The organism is Inquilinus sp. OTU3971 (assembly GCF_038440215.1).
On sequence record NZ_JASATH010000064.1, the window covers coordinates 25,270 to 37,525 of the forward strand.

The 12,256-nt window shown below is 65.7% G+C and carries 10 protein-coding genes; 4 read left to right on the forward strand and 6 right to left on the reverse strand.

The window, feature by feature from the left end:
- Positions 1 to 31: 31 nt before the first annotated feature.
- From AAHM41_RS17590 to AAHM41_RS17610, 5 genes are all read right to left on the reverse strand, one after another.
- Positions 32 to 1,087 carry an ABC transporter permease gene (locus AAHM41_RS17590; protein ID WP_342237863.1) on the reverse strand — a complete coding sequence of 352 codons (1,056 nt, stop codon included), beginning with the start codon at positions 1,085 to 1,087 and terminating at the stop codon, positions 32 to 34.
- Positions 1,084 to 2,640: a sugar ABC transporter ATP-binding protein gene (locus AAHM41_RS17595; protein WP_342237864.1), complete on the reverse strand. Its 1,557-nt coding sequence runs from the start codon at positions 2,638 to 2,640 to the stop codon at positions 1,084 to 1,086. Before AAHM41_RS17595 ends, AAHM41_RS17590 begins: the two co-directional genes overlap by 4 nt.
- A gap of 112 nt (positions 2,641 to 2,752) precedes the next feature.
- A complete protein-coding gene (locus tag AAHM41_RS17600; RefSeq protein ID WP_342237865.1) occupies positions 2,753 to 3,733 on the reverse strand; it encodes a sugar ABC transporter substrate-binding protein in 981 nt (326 codons plus the stop codon).
- 258 nt (positions 3,734 to 3,991) lie between these two features.
- Entirely contained in the window at positions 3,992 to 4,810 is an 819-nt protein-coding gene (locus AAHM41_RS17605; protein ID WP_342237866.1) for an IclR family transcriptional regulator, read from the reverse strand.
- A gap of 6 nt (positions 4,811 to 4,816) precedes the next feature.
- On the reverse strand, positions 4,817 to 5,926 hold the full coding sequence (locus tag AAHM41_RS17610; RefSeq protein WP_342237867.1) for a substrate-binding domain-containing protein: 1,110 nt from the start codon (positions 5,924 to 5,926) through the stop codon (positions 4,817 to 4,819).
- A gap of 195 nt (positions 5,927 to 6,121) precedes the next feature.
- Between AAHM41_RS17610 and AAHM41_RS17615 the strand changes: the two genes are divergently transcribed.
- Both AAHM41_RS17615 and AAHM41_RS17620 read left to right on the forward strand, forming a co-directional pair.
- The gene (locus AAHM41_RS17615) at positions 6,122 to 7,042 is read left to right on the forward strand and encodes an NAD-dependent epimerase/dehydratase family protein (RefSeq protein ID WP_342237868.1); all 921 of its coding nucleotides are present in this window, start codon (positions 6,122 to 6,124) and stop codon (positions 7,040 to 7,042) included.
- A 255-nt stretch (positions 7,043 to 7,297) separates the two neighbouring features.
- The gene (locus tag AAHM41_RS17620) at positions 7,298 to 7,903 is read left to right on the forward strand and encodes a hypothetical protein (RefSeq protein WP_342237869.1); all 606 of its coding nucleotides are present in this window, start codon (positions 7,298 to 7,300) and stop codon (positions 7,901 to 7,903) included.
- 817 nt (positions 7,904 to 8,720) lie between these two features.
- Here AAHM41_RS17620 and AAHM41_RS17625 read toward each other — a convergent pair.
- Positions 8,721 to 9,635: an alpha/beta fold hydrolase gene (locus AAHM41_RS17625; protein WP_342237870.1), complete on the reverse strand. Its 915-nt coding sequence runs from the start codon at positions 9,633 to 9,635 to the stop codon at positions 8,721 to 8,723.
- 679 nt (positions 9,636 to 10,314) lie between these two features.
- Between AAHM41_RS17625 and AAHM41_RS17630 the strand changes: the two genes are divergently transcribed.
- Together AAHM41_RS17630 and AAHM41_RS17635 are read left to right on the forward strand one after the other, a co-directional pair.
- Positions 10,315 to 11,715 (forward strand): tryptophanase, encoded by a 1,401-nt coding sequence (locus tag AAHM41_RS17630; protein WP_342237871.1) that lies wholly within the window; start codon positions 10,315 to 10,317, stop codon positions 11,713 to 11,715.
- 231 nt (positions 11,716 to 11,946) lie between these two features.
- Positions 11,947 to 12,102: a hypothetical protein gene (locus tag AAHM41_RS17635; protein ID WP_342237872.1), complete on the forward strand. Its 156-nt coding sequence runs from the start codon at positions 11,947 to 11,949 to the stop codon at positions 12,100 to 12,102.
- The last annotated feature ends 154 nt before the right edge of the window (positions 12,103 to 12,256 follow it).

A 12,256-nucleotide genomic window follows, 5' to 3' on the forward strand; every position in this document is an offset into this window, starting at 1 on the left:
AATGCGCAAGGAATGTTGGAGTCGGTCTCGCTCATCGCGGTCGGCCCGGGGAGCGCCCTGCGAACCGGCGCAACAGGACGCGGGGCAGCAGGCTGTCCCGCTCCAAATTGGAGACCATCACCGCGAGGAGCACGACCGCGCCGTTCGCCACATACTGCGCATAGGAATTGACGCCGATCAGGACCATGGCGTTGTTCAGCACGGCGATGAAGACGCCGCCGATCAGCGTGCCGAGCATCGTGCCCTTGCCCCCGAACAGGCTGGCGCCGCCGACGATCACCGCCGTGATCACGGCGAATTCGACGCCGAGCCCGTACCCGGCGTTGCCGGCATCCAGACGCGCCGACTGCAGCACGCCAGACACCGCCGCCAGAAAGCCTGTGATGCCGAATAGGGAGGTCCGGACGAGCTTGACCGGGATACCGGAGAGATGGGCGGCATCGGCATTGCCGCCGATCGCGTAGATGGAGCGGCCATAGGTTGTTCGCCGAGCGATGACCGCGAAGACGACGAAGAGGGCCAGGAAGAGCACGGCAGGCACGGGCAGGCCGAGGATGAAGCCCGACCCCAGCCAATGGAATGCCGGATCGAGGATCGGAATGGGAATGGCGTTTGTCAGCAGGTAGGCCGCGCCGCGGAGCGCCGAATAGAGCGCCAACGTCACGATGAAGGACGGCACATTCGCATACGCGCGGACGGCCCCGCCGGCGAGCCCGACGGCCGTTCCCGCCACGATGACCAGGACGACCGCCAGCGGGAGCGGAAGCCCCATGCGCATGGCGGTGACGCCGAGCAGCGAACTGGCAAAGGCGATCGCCGACCCGACGCTGATGTCGATCTCGCCGGCGACGATGACGAGCGTCATCCCCAACGCGATGATGCCGGTGAAGGCAAGTTGCCTCAGGATGTTGAGCAGGTTCGGGTACGTGGCGAAATACGGCGAAAGCAGCATGGACAGGACGACCAGCACCACAAGCGCCAGGAGCAACCCGCCATGAGCCTTGACGCCGCTGGCCGCGGAGGCGGCGAGGTTGCGCAGCGCGCTGCTTCGCTTCGTCTCACTGCGGCCGAGATGGACGGTGCTCACAGCGCAACCCCTTCCATGGCGAGACGCATCGTGTCTTCCGGGTCGGTGTCGCCGATCTTGCGCTCGGCAACCACTTTGCCCTGGGACAGAACGATCAGCCGATCGCACATGAAGAACAGCTCTTCGATTTCCGATGATGCCACCACGATGGTCATCCTCTCCGCGGCGAGCTCGCGCAGCAGCGCGTAGATCTGGTTCTTGGCCTCGATGTCGACGCCGCGCGTCGGCTCGTCCAGCAGCAGGATGGAAATCCCGGCGTTCAGCCATTTGCCGAGCACGACCTTTTGCTGGTTTCCGCCTGAAAGCGACGAGGCCGGTGACCGGAGGCTCTGCAGCTTGATCGAAAGCCGTCTGACAGCGTCGCCCGACAGCCGGTCTTCCGCATGGGGAGACACGAAGCCGAACCGTGAGATCCTGTCGTGGCTCGACAGGACCAGGTTTCCCGAGATCGACATGCCGGTGACGAGACCCTCGCGCTTGCGGTCTTCGGGGGCGAAGCCGACCCCGAGCGCGATCATGCCGCGTGGCGTCGCACCCGCCGCTGGGCGACCGGCGATCCGCACCTCGCCGGCCAGAACCGGATCGAGGCCGTATATGGCCCGCAACAGCTCGGTCCGCCCGGAGCCGAGGAGCCCGGCGAGCCCGAGAATCTCGCCGCGGCGCGCCTCGAAATGCACGTCCCGTAGCTTGGCCGTGGTCAATCCCGTGACCGAGAGGACGGCGTCACCGCCGCGATCGGCTGACGGTCGGGGCGCCGGCGGCGCCTCGAAGCCACCGGTCATCAGCCGGATCACGTCCTTGGTCGACAGCTCCCGGGTCGATCTCGTCGTCACGTGCCGACCGTCCTTGAGGATGGTGATGCTGTCCGCGACGCGGGGAATCTCGTCCATCCGGTGCGACACATAGACGATCGCAATCCCCTGCTCCGAAAGCCTGGCGACGATCTTCAGCAGCAGATCGACTTCCGAGGGCGGCAGCGAGCTTGTCGGCTCATCGAGGATCAGGACTCTCGGGTCGCCCGCGATCCCCCGAGCAATCTCCACCACCTGGCGGTGCGCGATCGACAGCCCGGAGGTCCGGGCTGTCGGAGCGATCGCAAGGCCGAGAAGCTGAAGCACCGCCTCGGCACGGCTGTTCAGCCGCCCGTGGTCGATGAAGCCCGCGCGCCCCGCCACCGCAGCCCACCGTCCGAGGAAGATGTTTTCGGCGACGGTCAACTCCGGGACGATGGTCAGTTCCTGGTAGACCGTCGAAATTCCGTGCAGGCGGGCATCCGCCGGGGACATCAGTCGAACAGATTGACCGGCGATCGCGATCTCGCCCGCGTCAGGTCGAGCCGCCCCCGCCAAGAGCCTGACGAGGGTCGACTTTCCCGCACCATTCTTGCCGAGCAGAGCGCGAACCTCTCCGCCGTGGAGCGTGAAGTCGACCCCGTCCAGTGCGACGACCGGACCGTACGACTTCCTGAGCGCCCGCGCCTCTAACACTGGCGGCTGATTCCATTCGGCGCCGCCGGTAGGCGATCGCGTGGTTGTCGGCGTCACGATGTCCATTGCTGTGGAATCCTGCTCACGTCTTCCGGATCGGCCTGCCGTCCCGCCCGGGTGAAGCGCTGATGCGCTGCGAGAATGCCCCGGCTGCTACGCGGCCCATGGCGTTTCGCCGTCAATGGGCCTTGATGTAGTCCTCGACGGCCTTCGGATCGCTCTTGGAGTAGGTCGGCGAAGGCGTGAACTGATAGAAGTCCTTGTCACTGATCGTTACCCCTCTAGCGGCCCGCGCCGCGAACTCGACTCCGATACGGCCCATGCTGTAGGGGTCCTGGCCCGTGGTCCACACGACCGCGCTACCGGCATCGGCGATCAGGGCTGCCACCTGCGGATTCACGTCGATCGCAAAGACCGGCATCTTGCCGGCCAGACCGGCCTCGCCCACTGCTTGTCCGGCAGCGATCGCCGCTCCGTCGTTGAACGCCATGAAGAGGTCCGCGTCCGGATGCGCGGTCAGCATCGCATCGGCCAATGGCCGCGCCTTGTCCGTCTGGAACCCCTCCTGCGCGTCGAGCACCTCGACATCGAGCCCGGCAAGTGCCTCGTCGAATCCCTGGCGGCGCGCCTTGCAGACATCGAAGGTCTCGCAGGTCAGCAGGAGGAGCCTGGCCTTTCCGCCGAGCCTGGCGCGCACATAGTCGGCCACCTGCTTACCGGTCGTCGCACCTAGGCCGCGATTGTCGCTGGTGACGAAGGCCTTCACTAGGGCCTTGTCGTCAGGTGGGTTGACGCAAGTATCGTAGCAGACCACCGCGATATTGGCCTCCTTCGCCCGGCGCAACGCGGCCATTGATCCGGTCGGCGACTGCACTGAGACCAAGATCGCGTCGACATGGCGAGTGATGAAGATGTCGATCAGCTTCGCTTCGGTGGCGACGTCGCCATCGCCGTTCTCGACCAGCAATTCCAGATTGTCCTGCTTGGCCGCCTCCTCATAGCCCTTCCGGGCCTCTGTGAAGAACTCGCCACTGAACAGCTCGATGATGCCGATGGTGAGCGTCCTGCCTTCCGCCGCGCGTGCCGGCGCATCGACAGCGGACAATGGAGCGAGCACTGCGGCGCAACACAACGCCTTCGTCCACCAGGTCCTGATCATCTCTCTCTCCTCCCCGTCATCCAAGCTGAAGCATCAATTATGTTCTTTATGTCGTTCTATTAGACGATATGATGAACATCTGCAAGCCCAATCCGAGCCGAGCCTTGCCCCTGTGCCATCATCGCGGTGGCACGCGGACGCTGCCGCCGGCAGGCTGTCGCCGGCGCAGAAACGGGGAAACGATTGGCTGCAAGAAGTCGGCGGCTTGCGGACGTCGCCTTCAGATTCGGGAGAGAGGCCCGTTAACAGGCGATCAGGTCACTTCCGGACGTCGGACGACAGCCGGATAGTTTGGCGGACAATCCGGCGCGCCATATCGCCGAGCAGCTCGATCTCGGCTTCGGCGCTGCCCGTTTCGTCGATCGTTGCCACTGTGACGGCAGCGACCGGCTTGTCGACACCCGGCAGGAACAAGGGGGCACTGACCCCGCGCATCCCCACCGCAGTCTGCTGAAAATCGACGAAATAGCCACGCTCCTTTTGGCGGGCAATCCGTTCGAACAACTCTTCTGCCGCCGGAACTTCGCCGGGCACGCCCATGGCCGTCGCCGATGGCGCCGATAAGAGGCCGGACAGTTCCCCGATGGAGTGCTCGGACAGCAGCGCATGGCCGGACGCCGTCGTCCACGCCGGCAGATAGAGGCCGACGGTCGCGGTGATGGGCAGCACGATCCGCCCGTGGTGGACGGCGGTGACCGCGATGTCTGAGCCGTCGAGGGTCGCCATGACAACGGTGCGATGGCTTGGCTGGTCGACCGCCTGGATCGCGCGATCGAATGTCTCGAGCAATGGAAATCCGAGGAACAGCCCGCGCGAGATCCGCACCATGCTCCCGCCGAGCGCGAAGCGGAAATCCTGATCCCGGCGCAGGTGGTCAAGCTCGACAAGCGTCTGGCAAATATCCACGACGGTGCTCTTCGGCAGCTCCAGCTGGCGCGCGAGGTCTCCTGCCGTCATCGGTCCCGTTGCGCGCGCGATTTCGGCCAGGACGCCGCAGGCCTTCAGCACCGCGGGCGCCATCGGCGTCTGGCCGCCCTTGGCCTTTCTCGTCCGAGCCGGCACAGCGCTCTTTGTCATGTGTCGCTATCTCCAAGGTCTATAAGACTTGGCGTTGCTTTCGGTGATCAGGACCGGAGGCAGCTTATGGAACCAGTTGCCGAGCGACCCATGCGAGAAGAGGCGCTCGGCCAGTTCGACCGCGAGGGCGCCGATGCTTGCGGGACTCTGCGCCGCCGTTGCGACGATGTATTTGCGGTCCTCGATCATCTTCGCCACGGCCGCCGACCCGTCGACGCTGGCGATGGGGATGGTGAGCCCTGCGTCCCGCAGCGCGGCAGCGACACCAATCGCCGTCGGATCGTTGATGGCGAATATCCCGTCCAGCTTGCGATTTCGGGCGAGCAGAGCCTTGGCCGCCTCGTAGCCACCGGTCTCGGTCTGGTTCGCATCGACACGATCCACCACCCTCAGCGTCTCGGCTTCGCGTATGGCGCTCAGAAAGCCGATGACGCGGTCCGAGACCGCGGTGACCGGGTTGCCGCCGACGATCGCGAGCCTGCCGCCCTCCGGGACGGTCTCGCTGAAGAACCGGCCGATCAGCTGGCCGGCCAGCACATTGTCCGTCGTGACCGACGCGTCGCAATCGGCGACGCCTGTGTTGACCGCAATGACATGGATCCCCTTTTGCCGGAGCTCGTGAATGCCGGGCAGGACTCCGTTCGAATCGACCGCATCGACGATGACGGCATCCACTCCCGCTTCGCCGAGTTCCCTGAGTTGCGCAATCTGCTTCGCCAGCGATTGTTCCGCGTTGAAGGCGACGGTGCGGATGTTGCGGGCGGCGGCGGCTTCGACGATCGCCTGCTCCTCGACGACGAAGAACGGGTTGCAGGGATCCTGCGTTGCGACGCCGATGCGCGTCAGTCTGCGCGGGCCGGAGAGTTGGGCGCGAGCGAACTCGGCGACTCGGAGGCCGAGCCTGTAGTTGCCATCCTCATCGCGCCTGAGCAGGCGCTCGGAGACCAGCGCCGCGCATATGTTCAGAAGGCTCGACTTCGGAGCATCGAGCGCCCGCGCAAGCTCGGACAGGCTCTGTCCCGTCCGCGCCGATGCCACCTGTTCCAGGAGACGGACCGCGCGCGTGACGGCGGGGACGCGATCGAGCTCGGCCGCGGCCTCCTCATGTTCCGTCATCGCGATCCTGCCTCTTCCGCTGACCATGGGTCGATGAAGCGAACGATATATTGAACGACGGTGATTCAGCAAAGCCTGTGCGGCGCGAACCAAAGACATTGTGTTCAAAACCCTGTTCTGTTAGTCGATATATAGAACATTTTGGTCGCACACACCTGCCGGATGATGCGGCGGACAAGGTCCTGGAGGTGCTCAATGCGTGTCTTTGTGACTGGGGCAACCGGCTATATCGGGCATGCGGTCGCAGCCGGCTTCGTGCGAAGCGGCCATACCGTGCACGGCTTGGTGAGGAGCGAAGCCGGGCGAGAGACACTGCTCGCGGCAGGTGCGCAGCCCATCATGGGCACGCTCGATGACGCAGACCTCCTGCGGGACGAGGCGCGGGCCGCGGACATCGTGGTCCAGGCCGCCGATGCCGATCACCCTCGCTCCATCAGCGCGCTGCTCGACGGGGTGCGCGGCCGCAAGGCGGTCTTCATGCACACCAGCGGCACGGGCATCTATGCCGATGCGGCCGATGGCGAGCCGTCCAGCAGCGTCAACGACGAAACCGTCGTGCCCGACCTGACCGATCACAAGATCGGGCGATGGAACAGCGAAAGGGCCGTGCTCGAGGCTGCGCAGGGCGACACGCGGACGATTGTCATCCGCCCTTCCATGGCCTATGGCGGCGGCCGTTCGATCCAGATCCCGCTGATCATCGACATTTCCAAGGCAACTGGTGCCGGACGCTATCTGGGGCGGGGCGAGAATCGTTGGTCCAACGTCCATATCGACGACCTCGCCGATCTCTATCTGCTCGCAGCCGAAAAAGCGCCGTCGGGATCCCTCTACAATGTCGCTTCGGGCGAGGAGGGCATCCGGACGATCGCCCAGTCTGTATCGCGCATGCTTGGATTTGGGGGGCGGACGCAAAGCATGACCGTCGCCGAAGGCGTCGCCTTTCGCGGCTTTGATTTTTGGTGGATCGACCTTGCGTCCAACAGCAGGGTGATCTCCACCAAGGCCCGAAACGAGCTCGGCTGGGCACCCTCTCGACCCGGCATCCTGCACGATATCGAGTTCGGCTCCTATGCCGACCTCCATCGCCCCGCCGCCGTGGCGGAAGGGGCATAGCAGATCGCGTCAAGGCTGCTGGGCGGGTCGCGGCTCCGGGGGAGGGGAACGGCGCGGTTCAGGCGCGGGGCTTGATGCGCCGGCTGGGGCGTGCCGCGCGACGGGACCCCGATCCATTCCTCCTGCGGCAGCCCGGCGTGCGGCCGGAGGGGAGGAGGAGCCGGACGAGGCGACGGGCTCATCGCCGGTTCCCTGGGGGCGGAGGGGCGGTCCGCCTCCGCGACGAGACGCTGATGGGCTTCGAGAGCGAGGCGGATGCTGGTCGACCTCAAGAAAGACCAGGCCCGCTTCGGCCCGCCGTTTGCACGGGGACGAAACCCGCTTGATCGAGCTCGGCCGTCTCCCGGCACTGGCCCGGCGACGGCGTGGCGCCTCGAGACCCTCGCCTTCCTCGGTCTCATCCACGACTGCGGATGGACCGGGGATGGCCGGTTCACCGTCAGGCACGAGACGCAGGACAGGCGTGGCGGTTCGGTTCGTGCCGCAATACCCACGAAGCTGGCGGTGAACGTGCTGCTCGCCGCTCAGGTGACCGCGCTCGCGGAGTTCGAACGGGCATTCAAGAGGCTGGGCGAGCCTGCGCGACGGATCGTCGAAAATGCGCTCGAGACGCCCGTCTGTAGTCCCGCCATGCGGTTCGCGGCGAATTCGATTGCGCAAGGGGCCTATCGGCCGGCGCTTTTCCCGATGGGACCGATGGCGCAGGATTTGAGCTATGTGCAACAGGCCCTTGGCGGCGAGGAAAGCGCGCCCTTCTTGAACGTGATGGCCGCCATCTTCGCGACGGTCGAACGGCGCGGCGTCGGACAAGACCAGATGACTGCCATCGCGATGCTCGACGATTGGTCTTGGCCCGGCTGAAGGCCCGGACACCGCCCCGCCAAGGACGCTGGCGGCAGAACTCACGCTCGAGCCGGTGACGGCGAGGATCTCCTGGCATCTCTGAGGCCCCCTTTGCAAGGGAGCCTCGTGCGGGACGCCGACGGAGGATATGGGCCCGGTCCCAGGCCGGTGGAACTTGCCTGCCGCTTCTTCGAGAGCTTGCGCTTCTCGTCTCAAGACGTCTCCGCTTCGCGTCTCAAGGTGTCTTCGAAGGCCTACGCCGCGGTCGCCGAGGCGGAGGCAGAGTGACGATATCGGTGCCGGACGGGCCCGACATCGTGATCGTGACGACGCGGAAGGGACGCACGGTGCCGCCCGTGACGCCGAATGTCGGGCTGCGACTCCCGCTCTGGAGCACAAGGTGGTGGACGAGCGTTTCTCGGTGGACGCTTTATGGCGGACACCCCCGGCGAGAGGTTCCGTCGCTGCCGCCGGCGTGGCCGACTCGATGCCGGGGGGCAGCCGACTTCCATGCGAGCCTGCTGCGCGAGGCTCAGGATGTTTACGTCCGCGACGAACGCAGACGGCCCTGGGCATGATGGGCGTCGCCCACCCTCTGGTGCGCCCTTTGCGGGGCAGCCGGTCGCTCACGGTCGCGATCCCCGTCAGGGCCGACAGGCTGGAGGTTTGCGGGCGCGGGCGACTCCGACGCGCGGCCCTCGTGATCGCACGCGACTGCGTGCATTCGGCATCGAGCCGGCCCGAGGTCGCCGGTTGATGCCTCGGAGCCTCTCCGGGACGGGCGCCGCTGGACCGGCGGTGCGCGCCGCGCCCATCCCCCCGTGTGGGAAACACGCTATTGGCGAGCGCCTGCGTCGATGAAATCGCGGATGAGGGGGACCACGACGTCTGGGCGCTCCTCCATCAGCCAGTGCCCGGTGTCCGGGAGGACGACCCCGCGGACGTCGCTGGCGACGGCGCGCATGAAGGCGGCCGGATACGAGCCGAACGCTGCCTCGCCGCCGATCGCGAGGACCGGCACGGTCAGCTGTTCTCGGCCGAGGATCTGGTTGTCCCGGGCGTCTTGGGCGAAGGCGGCGAACTGGGCGAAGCCGGCGCGCATCGCTCCCGGCGTCGCATACTGGCTTGCGAAATGGTCCCGGGTTTCGTCGTCGATCCGGGACGGGTCGGCTGCGAACCGCCAGAAGTGATCGAAGTAGATGCGCTCCCGGCCCGCGACCAGGCGCTCGGCGTCGGGGCCGCCGAAATACCAGTGCCAGAGCGCGGGCATGGTTGCGACCTCCGTCCACGGCCCGACGCCCGGAATCGGCGCCTCCATGAACACCAGCCGCGTCACCTTGCCGGGGTACTGCGCGGCGTAGGCGTAGGCGACGATCCCGCCTAGGTCGTGACCGACAATCGCGACCTCGTCAAAGCCCAGATCCGTCACGACGGAGTGGATGTCCTGCGCCTCGGTCTTCTTGTCGTACCCACCGCCCGGTCGGGAGGATCGGCCGAGACCGCGAAGATCGGGCACGATGACGGTGTGGCTCGAGGCCAGTTCCTTCGCGAGCGGACCCCACATGTCGCCGCTCTCCACATAGCCATGGAGCAGCACGACCGGGCTTCCCGATCCACCCACCTGCACGAAGATGGAAGCGCCTCCGACGTCGACCAGCCTCGACTGGAAGGTCGAGGGAAGGGAAGGCGGCGCCGCAAGGACTTGGGAGACCCAGAAGACCGCCGCAGCGAGAACGAGGCCGCGCACCATTGCCATCCCTCCTTGCACAGATGCTCTGGAAGGATGGTGAAGCGCATGACGGAGCGCGAGTGTCATGCTTGACAAAGTGTATGCCGGAACCGCCATGCCGATCAGGCTCAGTCGCCCGGGGGGAGCGGGCGAACCCCGTCGCGAACCGGTGGGCCGGCGGCTCCGCCCGGATCCGCATCCGCCGGCGGCGGGGACGCCGGTTGTGATCGCCCTTCCGGGAGGCCGGCCCGACCTGCCGGCGCGTCTGCATCGGCATGGTCCAGCTTCTGCCGACGGCCGTGGGGCGGGAGCACAGAGCGTGTCGAGCGAGCAGGCTGGCGCAGGACGATGGAAGACACCGGTCCGGGTTGCCGGGCCGGAGCCTCCGCCCGGTCTTCGAGTGGTTGTGAGATGCCAGCTCGACCGCGGGCCGGAGATCGAAGTGATCCGGCGTGTCCCCACGCGTCAGGCGTCTGGGTAATCATCGAGATCCAAGACTTCGACATGATTGGTCACCATATTTGAATTTAATTTTATTCATTTGCTGATGCGGAATTGCCGGACCTAGCGTGACCTTGCCGTTGGTGGCCACTGAGCAGGGCACTCTGTCCCCCCATGCGGAGCGCCCTGCTCCTTTTTGGCCGCCTGCCGAACACTTGATCCATCGGGCTGTCTGACCCGGAAATTGTACGAGGGGACGATGCGCCGCATTCCCGAACCCTTCCGAATCAAGATGGTGGAGCCGATCCGGACGTCGACTGTCCAGCACCGTCGGGCCGCGTTGCGGGAAGCCGGCAACAACCCCTTTCTGCTGCGGAGCGACGACATCTATATCGACCTGCTGAGCGACTCCGGGACCGGCGCGATGAGCGATCGGCAATGGGCCGCCATCATGCTGGGCGACGAATCCTATGCGGGCAGCAGGAGCTACCACCATCTGGCCGAGTCGGTTCACAGCCTCTTCGGATACTCCCATTTTGTTCCGACCCATCAGGGGAGGGCAGCCGAGAACATCCTGTTTTCCGCGCTCGCACAGAGAATGCGCGCTCGAGGCGAAAGCGGTCGTCCGATATTTCTTTCGAACTACCACTTCGATACGACCGCTGCCCACGTGGAGTTGAACGGCTGCCGGCCGGTGAATGTCGTGACCGATGCCGCTTTCGATACAGGTTCGGACCACGCGTGGAAGGGGAATTTCGACATCGGTCGCCTCGAAGAGGAAATCGTCGGGAACGGGGCTGAGAACATTGCCGCCATCGTCGTCACGATCACGTGCAACAGCGTGGGCGGGCAGCCGGTCTCCATGGAAAACATGAGGGCCGTATACGAGATAGCCCGACGCTACGGCATCACGGTTGTGATCGACGCCGCCCGCTTCGCGGAGAATGCGTGGTTCATCAAGCATCGCGAGGAGGGCTTCTCGGAGAAGTCCGTCGCCGACATCGTGAAGGAGATGTTCCAGTACGGCGACGTGATGACCCTGTCCGCCAAGAAGAACGGCTTGGTCAATATCGGCGGCCTCTGCTGCTTTCGAGAGGACACACCGCTCTACCAGGACGTTCGAATCCGGTGCGTGGCGTTCGAGGGCTTCATCACCTATGGCGGCCTCGCGGGGCGGGATCTGGCGGCTCTGGCGATCGGGCTGCATGAGGGCGTCGACGAGGCTTTCCTGACCTATCACATCGCCCAGGTCGGCTATCTCGGCGAGCGTCTCGTGCGGGCCGGCGTGCCGATCCAAAGGCCGATCGGCGGACACGCCGTCTTCGTCGACGCCAAGGCGCTGGCGCCTCATATCCCCGCAGCAAGCTTCCCGGCACAGGCGGTGACGAACGCCCTTTATCTGGAGGGAGGGATCCGGGCGGTCGAGATCGGTTCGCTGATGATGGGGCGCGATCCCGCGACCGGCCGCCAGAAGCCCTCGCCTTTGGAACTCGTGCGGCTTGCAATCCCGCGCCGGGTCTACAGCAATGATCAGCTGGACTATGTCGCGGATTGCCTGATCGCCGTCGCCGGGCGCGCGGATGAGCTCAAAGGATTGAGCTTCTCGTACGAGCCCCCGGTGCTGCGTCACTTCCTCGCCCGGTTCGACGAGGTTTTCTGATTGGGGATGAGGCGAGCGCCGGCGGTGGTGCGGTGCGCTCGCTCGGGCTCGCCGAGAATGGGAATGCTGTAAGGATTGGACTTGGGCGTCTGTACGAATGTCACCCCGGACCGGGATCCCGCCTTGCAGCGCTCGCCGAGGGCCGATTGCACCGAGATCTCTTCGAGGACTGTGATTGCGGCGCCCACGCGGAGCGCTCAGGCCCAGCCGAGGCGACGCGGTGAAATGATCTTGGTGTGGAAGCTCGACCGCTTCGGCTGGCTCGCTGCCGCATCTGATCGAGACGGTTGCAGCGTGCTCGGCAAGCGCGGCATCGCGTCTCGGTCACTGATCGATGGCATCGACATGGCTGTCCCGAACGGGCGTCTGACGCTTCAATTGTCCTGAGCGTTTGCTGAATTCAAGCGAGATCTGATCCGCGAGCGCGGGCGCCCGCCGGATCAGCCCGCTGCCGCGCGGGGCTGCAAAGGCGGCGACGCAGGCGGTCGACCCAGAAGATTTGGTCCGTCGGGGGTGTTGGCGGCGACGGGGAGGCATCTAG

Bases quoted from the DNA above. Each gene is read 5' to 3' on its own strand.
- AAHM41_RS17595 (WP_342237864.1), bottom strand. From the start codon at position 2,640: ATGGACATCGTGACGCCGACAACCACGCGATCGCCTACCGGCGGCGCC.
- AAHM41_RS17600 (WP_342237865.1), bottom strand. From the start codon at position 3,733: ATGATCAGGACCTGGTGGACGAAGGCGTTGTGTTGCGCCGCAGTGCTC.
- AAHM41_RS17605 (WP_342237866.1), bottom strand. From the start codon at position 4,810: ATGACAAAGAGCGCTGTGCCGGCTCGGACGAGAAAGGCCAAGGGCGGC.
- AAHM41_RS17610 (WP_342237867.1), bottom strand. From the start codon at position 5,926: ATGACGGAACATGAGGAGGCCGCGGCCGAGCTCGATCGCGTCCCCGCC.
- AAHM41_RS17615 (WP_342237868.1), top strand. From the start codon at position 6,122: ATGCGTGTCTTTGTGACTGGGGCAACCGGCTATATCGGGCATGCGGTC.
- AAHM41_RS17620 (WP_342237869.1), top strand. From the start codon at position 7,298: ATGCTGGTCGACCTCAAGAAAGACCAGGCCCGCTTCGGCCCGCCGTTT.
- AAHM41_RS17625 (WP_342237870.1), bottom strand. From the start codon at position 9,635: ATGGTGCGCGGCCTCGTTCTCGCTGCGGCGGTCTTCTGGGTCTCCCAA.
- AAHM41_RS17630 (WP_342237871.1), top strand. From the start codon at position 10,315: ATGCGCCGCATTCCCGAACCCTTCCGAATCAAGATGGTGGAGCCGATC.